Below are 24717 nucleotides of genomic sequence, written 5' to 3' on the forward strand. Positions count from 1 at the left end.
GATCACCTGCATCAAGGGTAATGCTGCTTCCTGCACAGATGGCTGCATCAGCACCGAGGTTCACTGTTGGTGGTGTTGTTACGGTAATATCTTTAGAATCTGTGGCATCACAGCCATTGCGTGTTACCGTTACGGTGTAAGTACCTGCAGTGTTAACAGAAATGGTTCTGGTGGTCTGTCCGCCGGGCATCCAGCTATAAGTTGTGCCTGCACCGGGATCACCTGCATCAAGGGTAATGCTGCTTCCTGCACAGATGGCTGCATCAGCTCCCAGGTTCACCGCTGGCGGTGTGCCACCCGTAACAATAATGTCCTGTTCGTAGGAATCTGAAACACCGCCACTGGTAGTTACAGTAAGGATTACATGGTATGTTCCGGCAATAGAATAATTATGTGATATTGTCGGATTGTCACCGGAAATAGCAGGACTGCCATCCCCAAAATCCCATACATAATTAGTTATGCCTCCGCTGCAAAGTATAGAAGCATTCGTAAAGTTTACAGAAAGATTACCACAAACACCGGTTTGGGTATAAGTAAACATAGGATCAACCGCTGGTTTTGCAGTGATAACAACGGTGTCTCTTGCAACACAGCCGTTTTTGGTAACAGTTACCCAATAGCTTCCTGCACCCAGAGCGGTCGTAGTTTTGTTGATTTCACCAGCATATGCAATGGGATTATACGTGCTGCCCCATTGATAAGTAGCGCCGGTTATTCCGGCATCCAGGGTCAGGTTTCCGCCAGTGCACATACTTTGGTCGGGACCAAGATTTACGGACAATGGAGGATTTACATTTACAGTTATTGTACCCGTTGCATCAACACCACATTTGGTTTTGGTAACGGTATAGGTTGTGTTTACGGAAGGACTGGCAACGGGGTTATATACAGAAGTGCTGCTTAAACCCGTAGCTGGCGACCACACATAAGTGGCGCCTGGTTCCGAGCCCGCATCAAGTTGTACGCTGCTGCCTGCACAAATATTTTTAGACGGACCCATATTAACCGGAGCAGGGCCGGGTGTGGGGTTGGGAAGTGTAATTTGCGTTTCAATAAAATCGTATCCGCCATAGTCGTTACCAACTTCATAAAATATATCGTAGGTACCTCCGGTTGGAAAGGTATGAACAGGATTATACACATAGTAATCAGCACCATCAATAAGCCATCCAATATAGTTTATGGGTTTTGCAGGATCACAATATGAAGAACTATCGTGAAATTGAACTTGCACATTTCCGCAATCGCTTATTATCTCATATCCGAATTTTCCTTTTACTCCTGGGGAAACTGTAATCATTATTGAATCTCTTACCAGGCAGGTTCCGTTGCCTACTTCAACCCAATAGGTGTTAACGCCTGCGGGGGGGGTTACAAAGCGATTGGGAAAAGTATTATATGCCGGGTCTTCCCAGGTATACGTGTCATAACCGGATACAGAACTCAGTGTGAGTTCAGTTCCCGTGCATATAGAAGTATCATTACCCAGGCTAAACACGGGCTTTTCAAATGTATTTACATAAGATGATTTAGTAGTTGTGTTTGTGCTGCCACCTTGTGAAGTTATCGTTAATGTTACTGAAAAAGTTCCAACTGCCGAATAAGTGTGTGAGGGATTGGCATTGGCAGTTGTAATGGTAACTCCATCTCCAAAATTCCAGGTATAGCTTACAATAGGATCGCCTGCGTTGAAAGTTGATGTGCTCGTAAATTGTACAACTAATGGTGCGCATCCCGAAGTTACAGAAGCCGAAAAATCCGCTGTTAAAGCGGATGGCTCACCTCCCATGTTATTGCCTGCATTTGAATTGACATATGTCAATAACAGCAGAGATACGAACAGTATAATTCTCTTCATAGGAAATTATTCTTAGTTAATCGAGGATATAGACAACAGTGGTAATAACGTATATTATATTTTTAAATTGTTGCAAACCATTTCCTTAAAAAAAAATTCATGGATAGCTTTGCAGGTGTTAACTTGTAACAATATCACCAATTGATTTTTAATTGATTTCACAAATTACCATACAGCAAATCCTTTCCAGGATTGACATTATAGACATAGTGGGAAGTTTTGTAAAGCTTAAAAAAAGAGGTACTAATTATCTGGGGCTATGTCCTTTTCATAATGAAAAAACCCCCTCTTTCACCGTTTCACCTGCAAAGGAAATCTACAAATGTTTTGGTTGCGGGCGAAGCGGAAATACCATCAGCTTTTTGATGGACCATGAAAAGTACAGTTACGCCGAGGCGCTGCGCTGGCTGGCAAACAGGTATAATGTAGAAGTGGAGGAAACGGAAGTGAGCCCGGCCACCCGGGAGTTGCATCAAACTGCCGATAGCCTTTATATCATCAACAACTTTGCTCAACAATTTTTCAGCGATCTTTTGCTCCGGAGTGAAGAAGGCCAGGACATTGCGCTGAGTTACCTGAAAGAACGGGGGTTCAATGCATCCATTATCGAAAAATTTCAAATGGGGTATTGCAGTCAGCAAAGGGATGCATTTGCAAAAGCCGCTGTGGCAGCGCAATACAATCCTGAGTATTTACAAAAGACGGGATTGGTAGTAATGAGAGACGATCAACTGGTTGATAATTACCGGGGGCGTATCACATTTCCCATACACAATCAAACCGGTAAAATTATTGGTTTTGGCGCCCGCATCATTGGTAAAAACGACAGGGCTCCAAAGTATATTAACACACCGGAAAATGAGATATACAGCAAAAGCAAAATACTCTACGGCTCTTATTTCGCCAGGCAGGCAATTGATAAGGCAGATGAATGTTTGCTGGTAGAAGGCTATACCGATGTGATTTCCTTGCACCAGGCAGGCATTGAAAATGTAGTAGCCAGTGGCGGCACATCTTTAACTGCTGACCAGTTGCGACTGATAAAAAAATATACCACAAATCTTACTATTGTTTATGATGGTGATGCAGCGGGTATTAAAGCAGCATTAAGGGGACTTGACCTTGCTTTGGAGGAAGGACTACAGGTACAACTGGTATTGATACCCGACAATGAAGATCCCGATAGTTATGTAAAAAAAACAGGCAGTGAGGAATTTAAAAAATTTGTAGCCGGTAATAAAAAAGACGTTGTTCTTTTTCAATTGGAAGTGTCGCTGAAAGATGCAGGAAGTGATTCTAATAAAAAAGCGGCTGTGGTTAACCGTATTGCCGAAACCATATCAAGGCTCAATAAAGCTGAAGATTTTACCAGGCAGCAGGATTATATCCGGCAGTGCTCCGGACTTCTTAAGATTGATGAAGCGGGATTAAATGCTTTAGTTAATAAATTTATCCGGGAAAGAATCACAAAGCAGGAAAATAAAATTGCATCGGACGATGCAAAAGCTGCTGCTGAAGCAGGCCAGGAGCCATTAGCAGCGGAAGAAGATTCTTTAAAACTTCTTAATAAGGATGAATTAATTGAGCGGAACATAACCAGAGCATTGATTGAATTTGGTGGCTATGCCTGGGATGAACAGCGCAAAGTATCGGATTATATTTTTGAGGAGTTTGAAATCAACGGATTGCATGAATTGATAGATAATAAACAAATGCTTTTGGTAATTGAAACGTATCAATCGTGGATTAAAGAAGGCATTGATGCCGGCCCCAAACAATTTTTATATCATCCGGATGTGCAGCTTAGTGCCGTTGTTATTGGCTTAATGGATACCCGCTATGAATTAAGCGCTAACTGGAAAGATCATTATGACGGACCCCTGCCTACACGTGAAGATCTTTATAAAGAAGAAGTTTCTTCAACACTGAACTATCTTAAATTGAGAAAAATTAAAAGGCTGATTGACGAAAATCAGCGCGATCTTGAAAAAGCATATTCTTCGGAGGACCAACTTACTTTATTACAAACACACCAGCATTTGAAACAGCTTGAAATAGCACTTACCAAAGATCATGGAACGGTAATCTTCAGATAAACGGGTTATATGTAATTCTGTAATGACAGGCTATTTTCCCGCTACAACATTTGCGGCTCTGCCGGAGGAGTAGCGGCTTGTTCGGGTTTTACTTTGAACTGCAATTAACACAGTACCTTTATCTTTTTTAATGATCGGTGTTAATTCCTTAACAGCAGATGCAGGCCTGCAGCACTTAAACCGCAGCGCAGTCCAAACATGATCGAGCGTTACCTGGTATTCACTTTCAAAGCCATTTTGATTGAGCATTTTCCAACTGCAATCCCTGTTCAGATCGCTCACAATTTTTGAAGTGGTTTTGGGATAAGCTATCCATAATTTTCCATCTTCATCCAGGGCGGGTAATACTTCTTTTAATATGCCATTTAACTGCGTTTCATTAATAGCGAATACCAATGCAAAATCTATACGTCTCGACTTGAGCAAAGGAGTAACATTCTTGGCAAATGCAATCTTGGCAAATTGTTTTTCGATGGAAGAAGGTAGGCCCTGGATAAGTAAATTCTTTTCTTCAGTAAGTTGAAGTTTTTCAAACATAGTCTGCATCATGCTTCAACACAATTTTTAATTGTTGCAAAAAGAGTTGCAAGATAATAAAATTATGCTGCATGACCAACTTTTGCACTAAATAAGTCCGCAAAAAGAAAGAAGAAATGAAAAAGCAGCACCGGGAAATTTTGTTTGCCGCTTATTTTACAGGCTTATAATATTTCATTGCGTCTTTCGCATAGCGCTTGACCTTTGCAATACGTGTTTCATCGGAAGGATGGGTGCTTAAAAATTCGGGTGGCTTTTGCCCGCCGCCGGCTTTTGCCATTCTTTCCCAGAACGGCACAGCCTCATTGGGGTTATATCCTGCCATTGCCGCAAAAATTAATCCGTATTGATCGGCCTCTAATTCCTGCTTGCGGGAATTGGGTAATAACACACCAATTTGAGCCCCGGGTGCGTATACTGTATTAAAGATATTATTTACTGTGGGATTGCCGGAGGTTAACACGCTGCCTACTGTTCCCAGCCCTTCTGCAAGGAGACCCTGGCTCATTCTTTCATTGCCATGCTGCGCTATGGCATGTGCAATTTCATGTCCCATAACTACTGCCAAAGCCGCTTCATTTTGTGTAACAGGAAGTATGCCTGTATATACCACTACTTTTCCACCGGGCATACACCATGCATTAACGTCTTTTGAATCTACCAGATTAAACTCCCATTGATAACCTTGTAAAATATCGCCTTTGTTTTCAGCAGTATAATATTGAGTGATGGCCTTTGAAATGCGGTTGCCCACCCGTTTAACCATTTCAGCATCTTTACTTACCGAACTGCTTACAATTTTATTCTGTGAAAGAAAGGTTTGATATTCTGATTTAGCCATAGATTGCAACTCTGCTTCCGGTAACAATTGCAACTGGTTTCTTCCCGTAATAGCGTTCCGGCTGCAGGAAACGGTTAAAAAGGCCAAACCCCCAATAAAAAATAATTTTAAACGCATGTGTTTTTGATTTGAATCTGTATTGTTAGCTAATATGATATACAATTGGTATAATTCAATTGTCATACCAAAAGTAATATGAATGTGTTATTTTTTAAGCGGGGCAAAAAATAATCAACGCCTTATTTTTCTGCGGTCACGATACTTCAGTATAGGCGCCTTGCTTTCACTTCCTTTTAAAAGCCTGGAAATGTTTTTTTGATGCGTAAGAATAACGAGCAGCGCCACTACTACAGCAAAAATACGATAGGCGTGATTATCTACATTGAAAATAACGAGAATGAATACCGGGAAGGCCAAACTGGCCAAAATAGAGCTGAGCGATACAAAACGGGTAAGAAATAATACAAGTGAGAAAACGCCTATACAACATAAGGCTGTCCATGGAGAAATGCCAAGCACCAGCCCGAATAATGTAGCAACCCCCTTTCCTCCCCTGAATTGAGCCCATATCGGATATATATGGCCCAGAACAGCACATAATCCCAATCCTATCTGAAAATTCGTTCTTGCAAACTCATCAACAATATAAAAAGGCAACAGGTAAGCCAGTTTAACAGCGGCAAATCCTTTGATCATATCTACGATCATTACAACGGTACCCCATTTATATCCAAGTACCCTGTATGTATTGGTAGCACCTGCATTTCCACTTCCATAATCTCGTATATCAATATTAAAGAAGTATCTGCTCACCCATACGGCAGTAGGAACAGAGCCTATGAGGTATGCTAATATTACCAGTGTAAGTTCGTTCATCAGATATCAGGTTGAAGTAAGGCTGCAAATATATATATATTTTTACAACTAAAGATCGCTTTTAAACAGTAGCTTCCTTTTTAAACGCCATACAAAGCCAATTATTTTTCTGCTGAACATTGTGTGTTAAAAAAGACTGACTAAAGGCTAAAGACTCCACTTCAGTTCTGTCTTCCTGCAATATACCGCTAATAATCAATAAGCCGTTGTTATTTAAGGTCTGATGAAAACTTTGCATATTGGCAAGAATAACATGAAGATTGATATTGGCAAGTATGATATCCCATTTTTCTCCGCCAGGAAAATGATCTTCTTTTATAAGCTGTATTTTTCTGCACCTGTTTCTTTTAATATTTTCTGAAGCATTTTCAATGCTCCAATCATCGTAATCAATAGCCAGCACTTTTTCTGCATTCATTTTTTCGGCAAGAATGGCTAATATACCTGTACCTGTTCCAAAATCCGCCACCTTTTTCCCGGCGCAGTTATTCTGCTGCAAGCTTTCAAGCATCAAACCGGTAGTGGCATGATGCCCCGTGCCAAAGCTCATTTTGGGGGTGATTATAATTTCATATGCAACATTCTTTATGCTTTTATGGAAATTAGCTCTTACGGCTACAAAATTTTCAACTATTACCGGTTCAAAACTATTTTCCCAAATGGCATTCCAGTTTTCATTCTTAACAACAGATATGGAATACCTGGTATCTGGCTGCATTAGCTGATAAAATACAGCTTCATTATACTTTGTTTCAGGAATATATACTTTTACAAAGCCCTCCCCTTCTTCAAATCCTTCTGCCTCTATACCCTCATTCAAACGTGCAATCAGCATTTCGCCCTGCTCACTGCTTTCTACTTCGCATGTTATTTCGATATATTTTTCTTCCATTAGTTAAAATTAAAAAGCTACCCATTAATAACAGGTAGCTTTTATGAAATATCTATTATAAAACTAATTATGAGATGCATTTGACTCACTCTGTCCCTGGTCTGCGGGCCGCGGCTTGGGCGCAAAGTCTGGTTTAGGCATCAACGCTTTTCTGCTTAGCTTAAATTTACCGGTTTTGTGATCAACGCCTACCAATTTTACTTTTACCACATCGCCTTCTTTCAGTACACCTTCCATGCTTTCAAGGCGTTTCCAGCTAATTTCGCTTATGTGCAAAAGCCCCTGTTTGCCAGGCAGGAACTCTACAAATGCGCCAAATTCCTTTATCCCTTTTACTGTGGCTTCATATACCTCGCCTACTGAAGGTACAGCAACAATGCCTTTTATCCACGCTACTGCTTTATCCAACCCTTCTTTAGCCGGAGAGAAAATACTTACCTCCCCTACCGTGCCTACTTCCTCAATATTAATAGTAGCGCCTGTAGTTCTTTGAATTTCCTGTATTACTTTGCCCTGGGGCCCGATAACCGCGCCAATGAATTCCTTGTCAATAAACAATTTCTCCATTCGTGGTGCATGCGGTTTCACTTCTTCGCGTGCAGCGCCCAGGCAGTTATACATGGCATCTAATATATGTAAACGTCCTTTGCGGGCCTGTTCCAGTGCTTCACGCATGGTATTCATGCTCAGCCCGTCTATTTTAATATCCATTTGCACGCCGCAAATTCCTTCTCTTGTTCCGGTAACTTTAAAATCCATATCTCCCAGGTGATCCTCATCTCCCAGGATATCGGTTAAGATCGCATATTTATTATCGGTTCCCCGCGTAATTAATCCCATAGCCACACCACTTATATGTTTGGGAAAGGGAACGCCGGCATCCATTAATGCCAGTGAAGCTGCACAAACGGTAGCCATGGAAGATGATCCGTTTGATTCAAGAATATCACTCACTACCCTTACGGTATAGGGATAATCATTTCCGGGCATCATTTGTTTTAATGAGCGCAATGCCAGGTTTCCATGTCCGATCTCCCTTCTGCCGGGGGCACGTAAAAACTTAATTTCACCAGTAGAAAAAGGAGGGAAATTATAATGTAAAATGAATTTTGAGTAGTCAGATTTCGCAGCGCTTTCTATGAGCAACTCATCTAAGGGCGTTCCTAAAGTAACGGTAGTCAGCGACTGTGTTTCGCCCCTGGTAAATAACGCAGAACCATGGGGTGTTGGCAGGAAATCGGTTTCCATTGCCAGTGGGCGTACTTCATCTAACTTTCTGCCATCAAGCCGGGTGCGGTCATCAAGGATCATGTTTCTTACCACTTCCCACTGAAGGTCTTCAAAATATTTACCAGCGAGCTTTATATCTTCTTCTTCCGGTTCTTCACCAAAACTGGCTATCAGTTCTTCTTTGAGCTTTGCGTAAGCATCGCTTCTTTCATGCTTGGCAGAACCTGCTTTAGCAATTTCGTATATTTTATCTTTGGCAAAAGCATTTACTTTTTCGAGTACCTCTTCCTTTTGTACAGGCTTTGGATAGTCCCTTTTTTCAGAGATTCCTTTTTTACCTCTTAGCTCCTGCTGTGCTTTAATCTGTAGTTTAATGGCTTCGTGAGCCACTTCAAGGGCCTTTACCAGGTCTTCTTCGGCGCATTCTTTTGATTCGCCCTCTACCATCATCAGGTTCTTTTCTGTAGCCCCTATCATAAAATCCATATCTGCTTTTGCCAGTTGGGTACGGGTAGGATTAACAATATATTCATTTTCAACCCTGGCCACACGCACTTCAGAAATAATTTCTTTGATAGGAATATCTGAAACCGCTAATGCCGCTGAAGCAGCGAGGCAGGCCAAAGCATCGGGCATTACTTCAATATCACTTGAGATAAGCGTTATAATTACCTGTACTTCACAGAAATAGTCTTCAGGAAACAGTGGACGTAAAGCACGGTCAACCAGGCGGCTGGTCAACACTTCATAATCGTTCAATTTTGCTTCGCGTTTAAAAAAGGAACCGGGGATACGGCCTGCGGAAGAAAATTTTTCCATATAATCCACGCTCAGCGGAAAAAAGCTTTGTCCGGGTTTTGGTTCTTTGTTGGCTACTGCGGTAGCCAATATCACGCAATTTCCCTGGCGCACAACAACAGAGCCATCCGCCTGGCGTGCAAGTTTACCTGTTTCAATGGTTATGGTACGTCCGCCGTCCAGGTCAAATGATACACTAATTGGTTGAGAGAGCATAAAATGATTTGAATTTATGGCCTGCAATTAAAGTATCAGTGGAGAATAAATACCGTGGTATTGCAAACCGCGTAGTTAAATAAAATAATAAAACGATTGTCATAAAACTACTATTCCCAACATTGCAGGTTGGGAATAGTTATGATTGACGAATACGTTATTTTCTGAGTCCAAGCTTTTCAATCAGCTCGCGGTAACCCTGAAGGTTATGCTTGCTAAGGTAGGTAAGTAAACTCTTTCTTTCCCCTACCAATTGCAGAAGGCCCCTGTTGCTGGAGAAATCTTTTTTGTTTTGCTGCAGGTGTTTGGAAATATGTGCAATGCGTTCTGTTAATAAAGCAATTTGCGCTTCAATAGAACCTGTATTGGTTTCTTTTCCACCAAATTCTGCGAAAATCTTTGTTTTTTTGTCGGCGACTAATGTTGGCATCTCAATTTTTTTTTAAAACATCCCAATAATATCTTCTTCTTATTTGGCCGCAAAGGTAGTAAAAGATCATAAAAAGGGGAATTATTTATTGAAATATTTTTTAACGTAAATGCTTTACATTCAAACCATATAATACCACAAAAAGAATTCCGATAAAAGCAATTGCCGATGAGGTTATGATCGTCAGAAAATTTCCTCCTCCAAAAGCTATAAAAGGACCCGCAATACTTATAACCGTTCCCAGCAAATAACTGTAAAATCCCGCTTTCTTTAAACCAAACATTAGTATAGCTCCCAGGAGTGTGAATACAGAAGCAACGATGCTGAAGAGCGCGCTTTTTTTAATATTGGCAGGTTGCAGCATTTCGCTGGTTCCCGATAACATTTTTTCGGCCAGCCTGGATCCTGTATTTCCTTCATCTTCCAGTTTTTCTTTGGCATCCTGCATAGCGGCCTGCGCAACCCCGGCCGCGGTGTTTGCGGTAAGATAGCTGCTTATTCCGCTGATGATACCCCATCCGCTTCCAATAAAAGTAAGAATACATAAAACGGTAAGAAATACGGGTCTTGCAGGTTTAGAAACTGGTTGACCGGGTTCAAAATTTTCCATGGCTTGATGTGTTTTAGTGTACAAGGATAATAAAAGATTCTTATATCTGAAAGCGATTTAAAATATTCAGAATCTAAAATACTTTTGATAATCAGTAATTTCCCGGAAAATTCAGGCGATTTGAGCAGATTATACAATTTTGCAATAATAGGCTGCGGCCAAATAAGTGTAAGGCATGCAGAACAAATAAAGAAATATGGAAGCCTCCGGGCGGTATGCGATATCAACCGGCAAAGGGCAGATCAAATGGCTGCACGGTATCATTCAAAGGCATATTACCATATTGACGAAATGCTGCGCTCTGAAAAGGCGATTGATGTTGCCGCAATTTGCACTCCAAATGGATTGCATGCTGTACACGCTATAGCATGCCTGAAGCATGGAATGCACGTGCTTTGCGAAAAACCGATGGCCATTACTGTAAAAGACGCCAGTGATATGATGCAGGCAGCCATTGCAAATAACAAAAAACTCTTTGTTGTAAAGCAAAACAGGTACAATCCGCCGGTGGCTGAACTGAAAAAAATAATCAGGGAAAATACATTGGGAGCTATATATAGCTTCCAGATCAATTGCTTCTGGAACCGGCCTAAAGCATATTACCAGCATTCCTGGAGAGGTACCAAAGTATTGGACGGAGGAATATTATTTACCCAGTTCAGCCACTTTATTGATCTGCTGTACTGGCTGCTGGGCGATGTAAAAAATGTAAATGCTATAGGCCGTAATTACCAGCACCAGGATTGTATTGAATTTGAAGACACCGGCATAGTACAATTTGAAATGCTGAATGGTGCAATAGGATTATTGCATTTCAGTATAAACAGCTTTGAGTGCAATATGGAAGGATCTGTTACCATATTGGGAGAAAAAGGAACGATAAAAATTGGAGGACAATACCTCAATGTGCTGGAGTACCAGCGTATCCTGGATTACAGGGCTCCTCACCTTCCTGAAAGCAAAGGCGCTAATGAATATGGTTTTTATACAGGAAGCATGAGCAATCATGATAAGGTATACGAAAACCTTTTAAAAGGGCTGGATGGCAGGGAGCATGAATCTGCTATGGCTGAAGACGGAATTAAAACCGTTGAGATCATTGAGAAAATTTACGCGGGTATAAAGTCTTTTTAAATAACTGTTCTTGAAAAAAATTTATTTCACTGTAATTAATGAACTGGTTTACGATCAGCGTATGATTAGAATATGCGGTACGCTGTCGCGCCAAAATTATGAGGTTGTGCTTGTAGGACGGCAGTTCAAAAGGGCTGCCACGCTGCAGTCACACCCCTTTCAACAGGTACGGCTGCATTGCTGGTTTACCAAAGGAAAATCATTATATATTGAATTTAATATCCGCCTGTTTTTTTACCTGCTGTTCAAAAAAATGGATGCGCTCTGCGCCATTGACCTGGATACCATTCTTCCATGCTATTGGGTATCGCGTGTGAAGGGAATACCCAGGATATATGATGCACATGAATTGTTCTGCGAGATGAAAGAAGTGCGTACCCGTGAGCGTATTTACCGCTTCTGGAAAAAGATAGAGCGGTTTGCTGTTCCCAGGTTTAAGCTGGGTTATACCGTTAATTTGCCGATTGCGCAGGAATTTAAAAAAATGTATAATGTTGATTATGCCATAATCAGGAACATTGCGGTTTTGAATAATCCTGAACTGCAGCCGGTGAAAACGGAAACCTTTCTTTTATACCAGGGAGCGGTTAATGAAGGCAGGAGCTTTGAAACCCTTATTCCTGCTATGCAGCATATTGATGTGCCACTGATGATATGCGGCGATGGCAATTTTATGCAAGAGGTAAAAAGACTGGTTGAAAAGTATAACGTAAAACATAAAGTTATTTTTAAGGGAAAGATTAACCCGGATGCATTAAAAAAGATAACGCCGTTGGCCACCATTGGCATTACGCTGTTTGACAGGGAAGGAATGAGTAATTATTATTCATTGGCCAATCGTTTTTTTGATTATATACACGCAGGTATACCACAGCTTTGTGCAGACTACCCGGTGTATCGTGAAATGAATGCACAATTTGAAGTTGCAGTGCTCATATCCGATTTATCTTCCGAAAATATTGCCAAACAGATTAATATATTGCTAGCCGATACCGCGTTATACGGAAAGCTTTGTGAAAATTGTCTGGCCGCAAGAGCTGTATACAACTGGCAGCAGGAAGAAAAGAAGCTGGTTGAATTTTACAACAATCTACTGCAATAAGATTGGAAAACCATTTACATATCGTTTGCTTAGATGTGCCTTACCCGCCTGACTATGGCGGGGTATTTGATCTTTATTACAAATTGAAATACCTGCATGAAAAGAACGTGATCATTCATTTGCATTGTTATGAATATGGAAGAGGAAAGCAGGATGCATTGCTGCAGTATTGTAAAACGGTTCAGTATTATAAACGTTCCAAAGGCTGGCGGGGGCTTGTAGCAGGAATACCATACATTGTTGGCTCGCGTGCCGATCCGGAATTACTGCAAAATCTGTTTAAAGATAATTACCCCGTACTTGTAGAAGGTATACACAGCACTTACCTGTTGCACAAAAATAAGCTGGCAGGAAGAAAAGTAATTTTGCGGTTGCACAACATCGAATTTGAATATTATCGCCAGTTAGCGCGCCATACTACTTCCCCATTCCATAAAATATATTATGCGGTGGAAAGTGTTTTTCTGAAGCGGTATGAAAGAAAGATCGCTCATAAAGCCAGCCTTACTATTGCTGTAACGGAAAAGGATGCCGCAACTTATGCGTCTCTGTTTGGTGTAACGAATACCCGCCATCTTCCTGTTTTTACTGCATGGAATACCATGGCAGGCAAAGAAGGGAAGGGATTTTATTGCCTTTACCAGGGTAATTTATCGGTAAGTGAAAATGAACGGGCTGCCATATGGCTTATTAAAAATGTGTTTTCCGGTTTGAAGATCCCCTTTATGATTGCGGGCAAAAATCCTTCTCCTACCTTAAAAAAAGAAGTACAACTTCATGAGCATATCAGCATAATCGAAAATCCCTCGCAAGCAGAAATGCAGCAACTGGTTGAAGATGCGCAGATCAACCTGTTACCTTCCTTTACCACTACGGGAATAAAATTAAAATTTTTACATGCTCTTTTTTGCGGAAGGCATTGCATTGCAAATACAGCTATGGCGGCGGGAACGGGCATGGAAAACGCCTGTACCATTGCGGAAGATGATAAGGCCTTTAAAGCTGCTATACAAGCGTTATACCATCAGCCATTTACAAAAGAAGCGATAGCGGAGCGGCATGCATTGCTTGAAAAGCATTTTAATAACCGGCGCAATGCCGCGCAATTAATAGAATGGATATGGGGACGGTTTTCGGCAGAATGATCGTCATCTTCTTATTGTCTTAGAAAAGTAGCTGTTCCATTCACTTTCTGTGTAACCTCATACTCATCATTACCCTGCCTGGTAATCGTTGACCTGTTTACGGCCGATTGTATAACGAGTGTATCGCCGGTTATGGTGAACCTCGCGCCTGCCGGATCCGAAGCGCCCGGCGGTTGTTGCCCGTTGGTATCAGGAATGTCGAATATAGATCCGTTTGGGAAATAGAGGGAATCATTGCCTACCTGCTGGTAATCGCTGCTGGCACTGCTGGAAGGCAGGTCAAAATCAAGTTGTTCTTCCTGCGGATCGAGAGGGATGCCTCCCAGATAGGTAATTATTTTAACGGTGGCCGAAATGGTATAACCCACATCGGTGGTTTCCATTTTATCGGCTGTAACGGTAAGAATACCCTTGTTGTTTTGCGTAGTGGTGGCATATGTGGCCACGATCCTTCCCGGAACGCCTCCATAGTCAAAAGTAGTTCCGGATTCCACTGCCACGCTAAGCCCGTTAAATTTCCACACGCCCAGCAATGAAGCCGGGTTGTTACCGGGTGAAGGATTTTCAAACGACAATTCTTTCTGGCACGACAGAAGGGAAAATGCCGATAAGAGCATGAACAGGAATGCAGGGATAGTGCGCATAGGGTTTAATGCATTAGAATGCAAATATATATAATAGTTATAGCTTTTCTCACTTATTATAACTCCAAAGGGCAAAGCTTGCAAGACTTTTAAAGTAATCTTGCAAGCTTCACACAAAGAAAAATTAATCTTTTAAGTTCAGGTATTTTTTAACCTCAGCGTAATTGTTCCAGTCAACGGCTGCTGCTTTACGGGCTGCCGGTGTGCCCCCGGGAATAAGGATGTACCGGAACTGAGATATACCCTGACTACTTGATACATCGTAATTGGAGGTTAGAACAATTGTATCTGCCGAAAGATATGGATTGATTACAATATTTGGATCCGTTTCTTCTGCATCAAAAAGTATGGTCGGTAGCACAGAACAAGGGAGAGAGACAACGAGAGGATTATCAGCATTGTTGAGATTCCAGTATATTTTTACCGCTCCAGAATTCAATATTTCATTCGACAAACCAGGGGCAGGAACAATGGCTACACCATTCTCATCAAAGCTTACATCCAGCCATTCTGAATAAATTACATTGGCTGTACCATCATCCCCTTTAGCTCCTGCGGGTCCCTGGGCTCCTGTGGGACCAGCTGCTCCTGCCGGGCCGACAGGACCGGCCGGCCCTTCTTTTGAACATGATGCTAATGATATGCTTGCTGCCACAAATGCAATGACAGCTATTTGAAAAGTCAATTTTTTCATACCGAATCAATTTTGGTTAATAGAACACTAAAAATAGTGAATTAATGATTAGGCTATATTATATCGCAGCAATTTATCTTTTGCAGCAAATTGTATTGAAATTGTCCTTCCCAGCCATGTTTAATAATTCCATGTTATCCATGTTTTGGCATCAAGGGCGCTTACCATATCATAGCTGGTAGCACTGGTTTGTATAAAATAATATCCCTGTGGAATTAATAGTTGAATAAGGCTTTGCGCTGCAGGACCCGAAGATGGGTATGTTCCATATGTACCTAGTATAGAAAACACGGCTCTCCCGTCAGCAGTGAATTCGGGGGTACCAACAGCTCCACCGTAATGTGGTTCAAGACCCGTACCCGCAGCATTTATAAACAGCGGCGCAAAAAAATCCACTCCGGAATCATATTCGGGCGCATATATCAGTGAATAAAATTTGCTCAGTGTATTTATTCCAAAAGCATCATCAGCACCGTTTACATGAAAGCCTGCGAAAGATTCCCAGTAAGCCCCGTCATTTACAGCGGTTTGCCACCAGCGTTGCGGAGCGTTTACATCCACTTTTAAAGGCATGAAGGCGCCGGCAATGACACCGGCAGCATTATTTGCTGAGAGATTGAGCGTTTGGGTGGACTCATTCCAGGAAACGTCCGAAAATCCATTGATGGTCTGGCTCCCGTTTATCAATGGAGACTCGAAAACAATGCCCCCGGCATTAAAATAATAAGAAGTAGAAAACTGTTTAATTGTTCCACCCGAAAGCCATTGAAAAATAATCGTCCTGGAAGCCGGGTCAACAGATACTTCATATTCCACACCATTCAGGGTTAATCTTTTAAAATAATTCTTAATGTTGGCTACATTTATAAAAGATAAGGCATCTGCCCATTCGCCATTTTGCCACTCATCTAACTCCTGCTGCGAAGCTTTTTCCAGCCTGAGTTTGGTATTATTCATTTTTCCGGTAAGTATAATGCTGTCTGCATATAAAGTATCCAGTGAAAATTCAAAATCGGAAAGCAGTCCGCTTCCATAAGAACCTCCGTTTACGGCAGCATCGGGATCGGACAAAAGATGGAGATAGGAATAGGTATCAAAAATTAATGTGGGTTGCTGCAATGCTTTTAAACGATAGCTGCTTTCTTTCTGGTGTTTGGCGGTAACCGTATCAAAATCCGAATACATGAATACCCTGTTCTCGTTATTGAACCTGAAATAGAAATGGTAAATACCACCACTGCCCGGTATGATAGTAGCCTTCCAGCCTGTTGGTGAACTTACAAGTGCAGCCTGGTAATCGCTCAGTGTTTTATTAATGCGTTCATCGGGCGACTGATCAAAAACCGGTTCATCTTTACGGCATGCCGTAAGACAAAGCGTTATTGATAAAATATATAAAGCGATCTTTTTCATCTGTATATTTTTTATTTTTTGGTCCTATTTCACCAGCGCCGTTATGGATGCTCTTGTACGGGTTTGCAAACTGTAAAAATTAATATTCCAAACGTCTTTAAAATAATTGACCACAATAGCTTCTTTCTGGCGCAGTTTGGTTTGTGCCTCTTCATCTGCAAGACCGTTTACCATCGCGTTAAACCAGTTTCTGCCTTCTACCAGCATCATAGAAGTCATTTCTACAAAATCCTCATCCGGGAAAGACATGGCGTAGGCAGAGATAAATCCCAGTTCGTTGGCGGCTTCATCGCTTACATTGTTCCAGTTGGAAGTATAATTGCCCACGGATACCTGTTTGAATTCCTGGGGATACATCACGTTCTGGTGCAGGATATGGGCAAATTCGTGCTCTATGGTATGAAACATTTGTTTCACGGTAAAAGAATCTGAGGGTTGATACCCATCCATTCCCTTAACCCGGAAATCATTGAGCTGGTACAATAATATTTTGCGTCCGCCTTCGGCCTGGCCTAATGTAATGGTGCCATCCATATTCCAGCTTGCACTTCCCGCCAGTACAAAAAACTTTGGGCAATATTTTTTCATGAACAATTCATTGGTTTCGGCCACATAGTTGTCAATCCACACCTGCTTTACCGCGCTCAGCACCGGTAACACTTTCTCTTCATCGGGCGGCACTATAATTTTATTGAATTCCATTTCAGACTGGTCCCATTTATATTTTACCGCCACATTGTATGGCACGGTAAGGTTGCTGAGTATCCACTCGTCAATGGGACCTTTTACCCAGGTATCACCTCCCAGACCGGCAATATTATCGGCATTGCCTGAAATATCGTCTTTTCTGCAGGACAGCATTGTCACTGTACAGGAAAAAACGAATAAAAAGGTTTGTAATGATTTCATATAATGGTTTATAAGTTTATTGTGCTGTAAGCCAATTTTATGTTGCTACCTTGGATTCTGATCCACATCCGATAATTCTGCTGTTTCGGGTATTTGCAATACTCTTCGCAAATCATTTTCGCCCAGTTCAATTACTTCACCTTCGGTGGTAGTATGCGTTACCACAATCTGATGTCTTAAAATATCGAACCAGCGCATCCCTTCCTGCGCATATTCGGCCCTTTTAAAATCGAGTATCGTTTGCAGTATGCCATTCTGCAGGTTAGAAGTGCCGTAAAAATTTTTAATTTTCGTTTCAGTAATACGATGTGTTGCTGTATTATAGCCGGTGATCCGTGTGGAAGCGTAACTATTGAGATCTGTAAGCGCATCATTGGTATTATTGAGGGCGTTATTGGCCTCAGCTTTATTGAACAATACTTCCTCCACTGTAAAAAGAGGAACCATAATATATCCCACACCTATATTTGCATTTACAGAGTTGCGTACAAAGTATTCATTGATCTTGGGGATCATATAATTATTGGTGCCGGCTGTGTATATATGGTTTCTGAACGCCCAGTTACCGCCTGTAACATTACTTGCAAAAATTTCGTCACGGATCGCGGATGTCATACCATACCGCACACTGTAATAATAACGTCCCCACCACGATGGCGTTTCTCCAAGCAGTAAATTAGCCGACTGGGTTGCTTTTGCATATTCTGCCCACATTTCCCGGTAAGTATAAGTAAGGTAGGTTGTATTCCAGGGGCGCAATAAGGTAGTTACATTGCTGCTGGTAAAAACCTGGTTGGCATGTTCAATAACTTTTGCATATTCTTTTTTAAACAAATAGAAACGGGCGGCAAATGCATGGGCTGCGGTTTTGGTGAAATGATAACGCGGAACAGTATACTGCTGGTCCACTATTAAAGGAAGTCCTTCCAGTAAATCTTTTTCAATCATTTCATATACATAGCTCACTGTTTTTCTTTCATAATTTTTGATCACCACTTTTTCCGGTTCTGTAACGTATGGAATGCCAGGGTCGCTGGTGGCGGTAGCAGGATCATATACTTTTGAAAATAAGGTTACCAGCATAAAATGTGCATAGGCTCTGGCAACCAGCGCTTCTCCTTTTTGGGCCTGGTAATCGGCGGGGTTTGAAGCGGTATTGCAGGCTTCTAATGCATGGTTGGCCGCAGCTATAGCCGCATAGCAGGCATTCCAGTAGTATTCAGGAGAATCCTGCTGGTTATCGGCTACATCTTTATACAGGTAAGAGTCAACATTAGTCCTGTCCTGCTCCCCCACTCCTTTATCGGCAACATTATCCGACAGCGACTCACAAAACTCCATATAATTGGCCTGGGGATATGCCGTGCCCAGGAGTTGTGAAACCTTTTCGGGCGAATTAAGCTCCGTTCTGTTATCAGGCAAATGTTCCAGGTATTTTTTACAACCGGTATTTGCTGCAAGCAATACAACAGAGAAGTATATAAAAGTTTTTTTCATGATTGAATAATATTAAATGCCCACTTTTACGGAAAGTGTAATTTGTTTTTGAATGGGTTGCGCCACGCCACCTGAGTTAAAAAATTCAGGATCCTGTCCTTTCAATTTTTTATCGGCATATATAAGCCACAGGTTTGCGGCCGCAGCCGTTACCGACAAACTATTGAGACCTAAGCTTTGTACTGTTGTTAAGGGTAACTGGTAAGAAAAAGAGACGGTTTTTAAACGTACAAAATCACCATTGGCAACCCTTTGAGTAGAATAATTATAATTATTATAAGGATAAGCGGCATTGAGCTGCGCGGCTTCAAAGGCTTCCAATATGGAAGGAACATTTGTTAACAATTGATCGCCCGGCAATACCCACCTGTCATTAAACTCCTTAGGCATGGCATCCAGGTCGGAATAATAGGTTTTGAATGCGGGGTATAATCTTATCTTATTGCCAGCCTGGTAAGTAATAAAAATATTCAGGGAAAATGCGTTGTAATGAAAGGTATTGGAGAAACCGCCATTAAAGGGCGGATCAACAGGTCCCTCATATACCAGGTGTTCGGTTTTTTCATCCTGAAGGTAAACAGCCGAAGCCGTTTTGCCCGTTTCATCTACAAACTGCGGTATACCGGTATTGGGGTCCAGTCCTTTATAGTTCAGCGAAAACAGGCTGCGTACGGGATATCCTTCTTTATTGCCTCCTTCCGCCACCACAAGGCTGAAGATGTTAGGAATGTTTTTGGCATTGGTGATCTTGTTCTTATTGTAACCGAAAGTGAATGTGCTTTTCCACCCCCAATTGCGCTCACGTATAATTTCACCTCCCAGGAGCAGCTCGCTGCCCCATGAATCCATATCGGCGTAATTGGCTGCTTTATAGGCTTCACCACCAATACCTGAAGTTTTAATAATGCTGATCAGATCGAAACTTTTACGCTGGTAAACATCAATGCTAATATTCAACCTTCTGTCAAACAATGTAGCATCCAGGCCTATATTTCCGGTATATGATTTTTCCCAGGTGAGTTCCGAATTTTCAAGGCTGGCCAATTGAATTACGGATTCCCGTTCCGACAAATACGGCCTGTTGGCATTAATGCTTCTTAAAACCACGTTGGAATTATTGGCGGGCCCCATACTTGCCGTTAAGCCGTAGCTGGCTCTTAGTAATAAATTATCCAGCCAGCCTATATCACGCATGAAAGATTCCCTGTCCACGTTCCACGATGCCGCAACGCTCCAGGTAGGCAACCAGCGTGCCGTACTGGAGTTTCCCAGGCGGTTTGAACCATCATACCTGCCGGTGGCTGTAAAATTATATTTTGAATTGAAGGTATAATTGCCCGTTGCATAAAACGCAACAAAACGATCGTAGTCCTTACTCATTCCGTAATAGGGAAAATTACTTTCGATGGTTTGTTTGAGTATCCTGTAGTCAATGGCGGGCAAACCACCGTTATCGTACTGGTATCCATACCCGGTATTGCTGAAGTTTTGCCTGTCGGCAGATTTTACCTGCATACCTCCCAGGAGATTTATCGAATGGTTGTCATTAATAACAGTGGAATAATTGATACTGTTCCGGAAATCATAGCTCAGTAAAAAATCTTCAGCCCTGTTATAAAAACCGCCATAGGGTAATACTACAACGGGTTCTGCTTCCGGATCATCCGGATCGCGGTACAGGAATTTATTGTTTTCGGCAATAGTAGCTGTGCCGGCCGACCTGTAGGCTTCGGCCATATTGGCGTTTTCGGTAACCTGGTGCTCGCGGGTTGATTTTACATAACGCAACGCACCGGTAAATTCATACCTGAAATTCCTGGCGAATTTGTAGTTAATATCTCCCTGCAGCCTCAGGTCAATAATATTAATATCAAGAAAATTATTCCTCAGTTCATTAATAACATTAAAAGGCGCAAAATTTCGCCTGAAGTATTCTTCGTTGCCATTTTCATCGTATGCTGTAATGGTACGGCTCGTATTTAATGCAAAGCTAAAAGGATTAATATCAAAGTCGCGGTCGTACTGCCCCTCAACCGGGTTGGGATTCCGGGCTAAGGTTCCCGGCGCTCTTTGCTGGCGAACAGAACCCAGGGTGGCGAAGCCAACGGAAAATTTATCGGAGAATTTATAATTGTTCCGGAAGTTGAGGGTATAGCGGTTAACCTTGTCGGCTATCGTCCAGCCATTGTCTCCATAATAACTCATCGAAAAATAATTCTGCGACCTTTCTGTACCGCCGGATATACTCAGTGAATGCTCCTGCACCAGGTTGTTGCGGAATAAAATATCGAACCAGTCGGTATTGGCAGTAGCATAGCGTTTCAAAAAAGCCGCTCTTGCTTCCTGGGTATTCTCAAGCGGAAAATTCCCGTTGTCATCGGCGCTCATTAATTCATACATCTTTCCGTATACACCGTTATCTGCCCGGTTAAGAATATCGGGATTTAAGGAACCTTTGCGTTCCAGTTCTCCCAGCACCGACATTTGTTGCAGGGAATTCATTATATTGTAATCGAAGTATGTGGGTTTTAACTGAGTGGTAAAATTGCCCGTATACGCTACCGTAGTTTTGCCGGCCCGTCCTTTTTTTGTGGTGATCACCACTACCCCGTTCATGGCTCTTGCGCCATACAATGCAGTAGCAGCGGCATCTTTAAGAATATCAAAACTTTCAATATCATTGGCATTCAAACCCGCAACTGCTGAACCAAGCAAAGTAGTGGGATCGCCGCTGGATAACTGGTCGTTTGAAATATTGATGATGTCTTCCAGCACCACGCCATCCACTACCCACAAAGGCTTGTTGTCGCCATTTAATGAAGTGGCTCCGCGAACCCTTACTTTAGGAGCAGCTCCAAAGGTTCCGGAAACATTTTGAACAGCCACCCCTGCGGCACGGCCTTCGAGCATACGGCTCACATCGGCCACACCATTCATTTTAATATCATCAGCTTTCAGCGAAGTGGCGGCGCCGGCAAATTTCTTTTTATCGAGGTTCTGAAAACCGGTAATAACCACTTCTGCCAGGGCGCCCTCATTTTTAGTCAGTACTATATCAAGGAAACTTTCTCCCCTGTAAACAACAATTTTAGGCGCTTTACTGATAAATGTAAATTGCAGGCTATCGCCGTTTTTTACAGCTATTACAAATTCACCATCTGTATTGGTTAGTGTTCCCTCACCGCTCCTGAGATTTTCAACAGATACCCCGCCGAGCGCAATTTGTTCATCCCCATCTGTTACTTTCCCGTTTACCCTTACAGAGTCACGGGCAGATTGGAAACGCCGTTCGCCTTTATTTGCATGTTCGGCCTGTGAGCCGGTATAAAAGAAGCATAGTACGATAAACGTGAGACAAAGTGCTTTTGAAAATTGCCCGAAGTACTCCCTGGTGTCGGAGTCCTTTTTATGAAAAATCATATCAGTTAGTTTATGTATTATTTAATAGGACAATGATTTGGAGTAAAACGTTGATTGAAAACGCTTTATTTTCTAAAAAATTTTAAACAAAGCCATATGCAAGATAAATAAATCCTTTCTATCATTTTTAAGGGTTATTACGATGTACGTAAATATCCTGGCAAAGGAAAGCGCTCATGCCTCTGACAACAGCAGCAAAACAACAGTTTGCAGGGAAGAAATTTTGTATGAAAACGAAGTATATTATCTTCGCGCCGCTTTACAGCCTTTACTGAGGTTGTCAATAATATCTTTAAACGATAAAAAAAATCAAACACATAGTATGAAAAAGTATAGAGCCGGAGTGCTTTTTGGTGAAGAACTGGAAGCGTTATATAAAGATGCAAAAGAAAATCAGTTTGCTTTACCAGCCATTAATTGCATTGGCACCAACACCATTAACGCTACGCTTGAAACGGCTGCAAAGGTTAATTCGCCCGTTATTATCCAGTTTTCCAATGGCGGCGCACAATTTATTGCCGGAAAGGGAATGCCGAACGATAAACTGCAGGCCAATATTTCAGGCGCCGTTTCAGGCGCACTGCATATTCATAATGTGGCTCAATATTATGGTGTTCCTGTTGTACTGCATACAGACCATGCGGCAAAAAAATGGCTTCCTTGGATCAGTGGACTGTTAGATGCCGGCGAACAATATTTTAAAGAGAAAGGGCAGCCCCTTTTTAGTTCGCATATGCTTGATTTAAGCGAAGAGCCCATTGAAGAAAATATTGAAACCTCTGTTGAATTTTTTAAGCGCATGCAGCCCTTAGGCATGAGTATTGAAATTGAGCTGGGCGTTACCGGTGGCGAAGAAGACGGGGTTGACAACAGCAATATTGACAACGATAAATTATATACACAGCCGCAGCATGTAGCTTATGCCTATACGGAATTGGGTAAAGTGGGCAACCTGTTTACCATAGCTGCCGCTTTTGGTAATGTGCATGGTGTATACAAGCCCGGAAATGTAGAACTGCGTCCGGAGATCCTGAACAACAGCCAGGTGTATATTCAAAAAGAATTAAAAACCGCAGCCAAACCTGTTTATTTTGTGTTTCATGGCGGAAGCGGCTCACCCCAGCACCAGATCCGCGAAGCCATTGGCTATGGCGCTATTAAAATGAATCTCGATACCGACCTCCAATGGGCTTTCTGGGAAGGCGTACTGGGCAATTATAAAAAGAGTGAGGCCTACCTGCAGGGACAATTGGGTAACCCCGAAGGTGAGGATAAACCCAATAAAAAATTCTACGATCCCCGCGTATGGCTGCGTAAAGGTGAAGAAACCTTTATTAAAAGATTAGAAGTAGCGTTTAATGATTTGAACTGCATTAACAGAAACGCATAAAGTATTTTGGTTTCCGGTTTTGCCGGTTAAAATAATAAGGTTGGCAATCTGCTAAGGATTGTCAACCTTTCAAATTTTACAACCATCCTGGTATATAAAGAGTGTTTAAAAATTAGCTATTCTTTTATCCTCTTATATGTTTCGGTGATCACCCTGTTTATGCCCACTTTATCTACTTTTTCTATGCCACGCTGTACCAGGCTTACATCTTGAGTGCACGCAGTTCCAAAGCAATTATTAACATTATTCGATTTCCTGTAACCTTTTTTGTTTTGCATGATCTAACAATCGTAAGTCAATTTTTTTTAATTAAACTTCAATAAAACATGGAAGCTAATAAATTAGTAAAACCATTCTTCGCATTTGCGGTTGTTTCTGCCGCTATGCTTTTCACAACTGCATTTTCACAGAATAATCCAAAACTTTCGGATGCGGAGGTGGCTTCTGCTGCAGTGGTAGCCAACCAGATTGACATTAATTACGCGGTCATCGCGAAAGAAAAGTCAAAGAATGAGGACATCCTGAAATTTGCTGATATGATGGCCGATAATCACAAAGCAGTGATTGATCAGGCGGCAGCGCTGGTTAAAAAATTAGGGGTTACGCCAAAAGACAACGCCGTTAGTCAAAAGCTACTGGCTGATGCTAAAAAAACCGAAAAAACATTGCGCTCAAAAAAGGGCAATGCATTTAACAAGGCATATATAGACAATGAAGTAGCTTATCATAAAGCGGTTATTGGTGCAGTAGAAGGGCTTTTAATACCTGAAACAGAAAACGCGGAACTGAAGGCATTGTTACAGCATGTTGTTCCGTCATTGAAAGCGCACCTTCAGCATGCTGAAATGGTGCAGAAAAAATTTAAATAGTAAAGCAGTTTCTATGTACTGGTGATTGAAGGAACTTCGCCAATGCCGGGATTAAAGCATGAAGGTTGATAGCCAATTTATAAATGGTTGCCAACCTTTATTGTATTATACCC

General features: G+C 41.8%; 20 protein-coding genes. 6 read left to right on the forward strand and 14 right to left on the reverse strand.

The features are described 5' to 3' along the window. On the reverse strand, positions 1–1861 hold a 1861-nt coding region (locus FRX45_RS20760; RefSeq protein WP_152270408.1), incomplete at its 3' end, for a PKD domain-containing protein. Positions 1862–2013: 152 nt separating this feature from the next. Between FRX45_RS20760 and dnaG the strand changes: the two genes are divergently transcribed. Beyond that, positions 2014–3957, forward strand: a complete 1944-nt coding sequence (gene dnaG, locus FRX45_RS20765; RefSeq protein WP_152270409.1) for a DNA primase — start codon at positions 2014–2016, stop codon at positions 3955–3957. Positions 3958–3987: 30 nt separating this feature from the next. On the opposite strand, the gene FRX45_RS20770 is transcribed toward dnaG, so the two are convergent. From FRX45_RS20770 to FRX45_RS20800, 7 genes are all read right to left on the reverse strand, one after another. Then, entirely contained in the window at positions 3988–4506 is a 519-nt protein-coding gene (locus FRX45_RS20770) for a hypothetical protein (protein WP_193311796.1), read from the reverse strand. Positions 4507–4645: 139 nt separating this feature from the next. Further along, complete coding sequence (locus FRX45_RS20775; RefSeq protein WP_152270410.1) at positions 4646–5452, reverse strand: M48 family metallopeptidase; 807 nt, start codon at positions 5450–5452, stop codon at positions 4646–4648. A 114-nt stretch (positions 5453–5566) separates the two neighbouring features. Beyond that, a complete protein-coding gene (gene plsY / locus FRX45_RS20780) occupies positions 5567–6211 on the reverse strand; it encodes a glycerol-3-phosphate 1-O-acyltransferase PlsY (RefSeq protein ID WP_152270411.1) in 645 nt (214 codons plus the stop codon). A gap of 61 nt (positions 6212–6272) precedes the next feature. Further along, on the reverse strand, positions 6273–7103 hold the full coding sequence (gene prmA / locus FRX45_RS20785) for a 50S ribosomal protein L11 methyltransferase (protein WP_152270412.1): 831 nt from the start codon (positions 7101–7103) through the stop codon (positions 6273–6275). A gap of 63 nt (positions 7104–7166) precedes the next feature. Then, positions 7167–9347, reverse strand: coding sequence for a polyribonucleotide nucleotidyltransferase (pnp, locus tag FRX45_RS20790; RefSeq protein ID WP_152270413.1), 2181 nt, complete (start codon positions 9345–9347; stop codon positions 7167–7169). A gap of 157 nt (positions 9348–9504) precedes the next feature. Continuing rightward, complete coding sequence (gene rpsO / locus FRX45_RS20795) at positions 9505–9777, reverse strand: 30S ribosomal protein S15 (RefSeq protein ID WP_152270414.1); 273 nt, start codon at positions 9775–9777, stop codon at positions 9505–9507. A gap of 100 nt (positions 9778–9877) precedes the next feature. After that, positions 9878–10387, reverse strand: a complete 510-nt coding sequence (locus tag FRX45_RS20800; RefSeq protein WP_152270415.1) for a hypothetical protein — start codon at positions 10385–10387, stop codon at positions 9878–9880. A gap of 120 nt (positions 10388–10507) precedes the next feature. On the opposite strand from FRX45_RS20800, the gene FRX45_RS20805 reads away from it, so the two are divergent. The 3 genes from FRX45_RS20805 to FRX45_RS20815 are packed head-to-tail and all read left to right on the forward strand — an operon-like array spanning position 10508 to position 13768. Then, complete coding sequence (locus FRX45_RS20805; RefSeq protein WP_152270416.1) at positions 10508–11521, forward strand: Gfo/Idh/MocA family protein; 1014 nt, start codon at positions 10508–10510, stop codon at positions 11519–11521. Between the two features lie 10 nt (positions 11522–11531). After that, a complete protein-coding gene (locus tag FRX45_RS20810; protein WP_226805495.1) occupies positions 11532–12623 on the forward strand; it encodes a glycosyltransferase in 1092 nt (363 codons plus the stop codon). A gap of 2 nt (positions 12624–12625) precedes the next feature. Continuing rightward, positions 12626–13768: a glycosyltransferase gene (locus FRX45_RS20815; RefSeq protein WP_152270417.1), complete on the forward strand. Its 1143-nt coding sequence runs from the start codon at positions 12626–12628 to the stop codon at positions 13766–13768. A gap of 11 nt (positions 13769–13779) precedes the next feature. On the opposite strand, the gene FRX45_RS20820 is transcribed toward FRX45_RS20815, so the two are convergent. From FRX45_RS20820 to FRX45_RS20845, 6 genes are all read right to left on the reverse strand, one after another. Beyond that, positions 13780–14412 (reverse strand): hypothetical protein, encoded by a 633-nt coding sequence (locus FRX45_RS20820; protein WP_152270418.1) that lies wholly within the window; start codon positions 14410–14412, stop codon positions 13780–13782. 124 nt (positions 14413–14536) lie between these two features. Further along, on the reverse strand, positions 14537–15106 hold the full coding sequence (locus tag FRX45_RS20825; protein WP_152270419.1) for a collagen-like protein: 570 nt from the start codon (positions 15104–15106) through the stop codon (positions 14537–14539). Between the two features lie 120 nt (positions 15107–15226). After that, positions 15227–16519 (reverse strand): DUF4302 domain-containing protein, encoded by a 1293-nt coding sequence (locus tag FRX45_RS20830; RefSeq protein WP_152270420.1) that lies wholly within the window; start codon positions 16517–16519, stop codon positions 15227–15229. 24 nt (positions 16520–16543) lie between these two features. Then, complete coding sequence (locus FRX45_RS20835; RefSeq protein ID WP_152270421.1) at positions 16544–17428, reverse strand: zinc-binding metallopeptidase; 885 nt, start codon at positions 17426–17428, stop codon at positions 16544–16546. Between the two features lie 45 nt (positions 17429–17473). Beyond that, entirely contained in the window at positions 17474–18925 is a 1452-nt protein-coding gene (locus tag FRX45_RS20840) for a RagB/SusD family nutrient uptake outer membrane protein (protein ID WP_152270422.1), read from the reverse strand. Positions 18926–18937: 12 nt separating this feature from the next. Then, positions 18938–22345, reverse strand: coding sequence for a SusC/RagA family TonB-linked outer membrane protein (locus tag FRX45_RS20845; protein ID WP_152270423.1), 3408 nt, complete (start codon positions 22343–22345; stop codon positions 18938–18940). Between the two features lie 322 nt (positions 22346–22667). Between FRX45_RS20845 and fbaA the strand changes: the two genes are divergently transcribed. Continuing rightward, complete coding sequence (gene fbaA, locus FRX45_RS20850) at positions 22668–23735, forward strand: class II fructose-bisphosphate aldolase (RefSeq protein ID WP_152270424.1); 1068 nt, start codon at positions 22668–22670, stop codon at positions 23733–23735. Positions 23736–24061: 326 nt separating this feature from the next. Beyond that, complete coding sequence (locus FRX45_RS20855; protein WP_152270425.1) at positions 24062–24604, forward strand: DUF4142 domain-containing protein; 543 nt, start codon at positions 24062–24064, stop codon at positions 24602–24604. Positions 24605–24717 lie beyond the last annotated feature (113 nt).

The sequence above is a fragment of the Agriterribacter humi genome (assembly GCF_009192765.1).
GTDB classification, from domain to species: domain Bacteria; phylum Bacteroidota; class Bacteroidia; order Chitinophagales; family Chitinophagaceae; genus Agriterribacter; species Agriterribacter humi.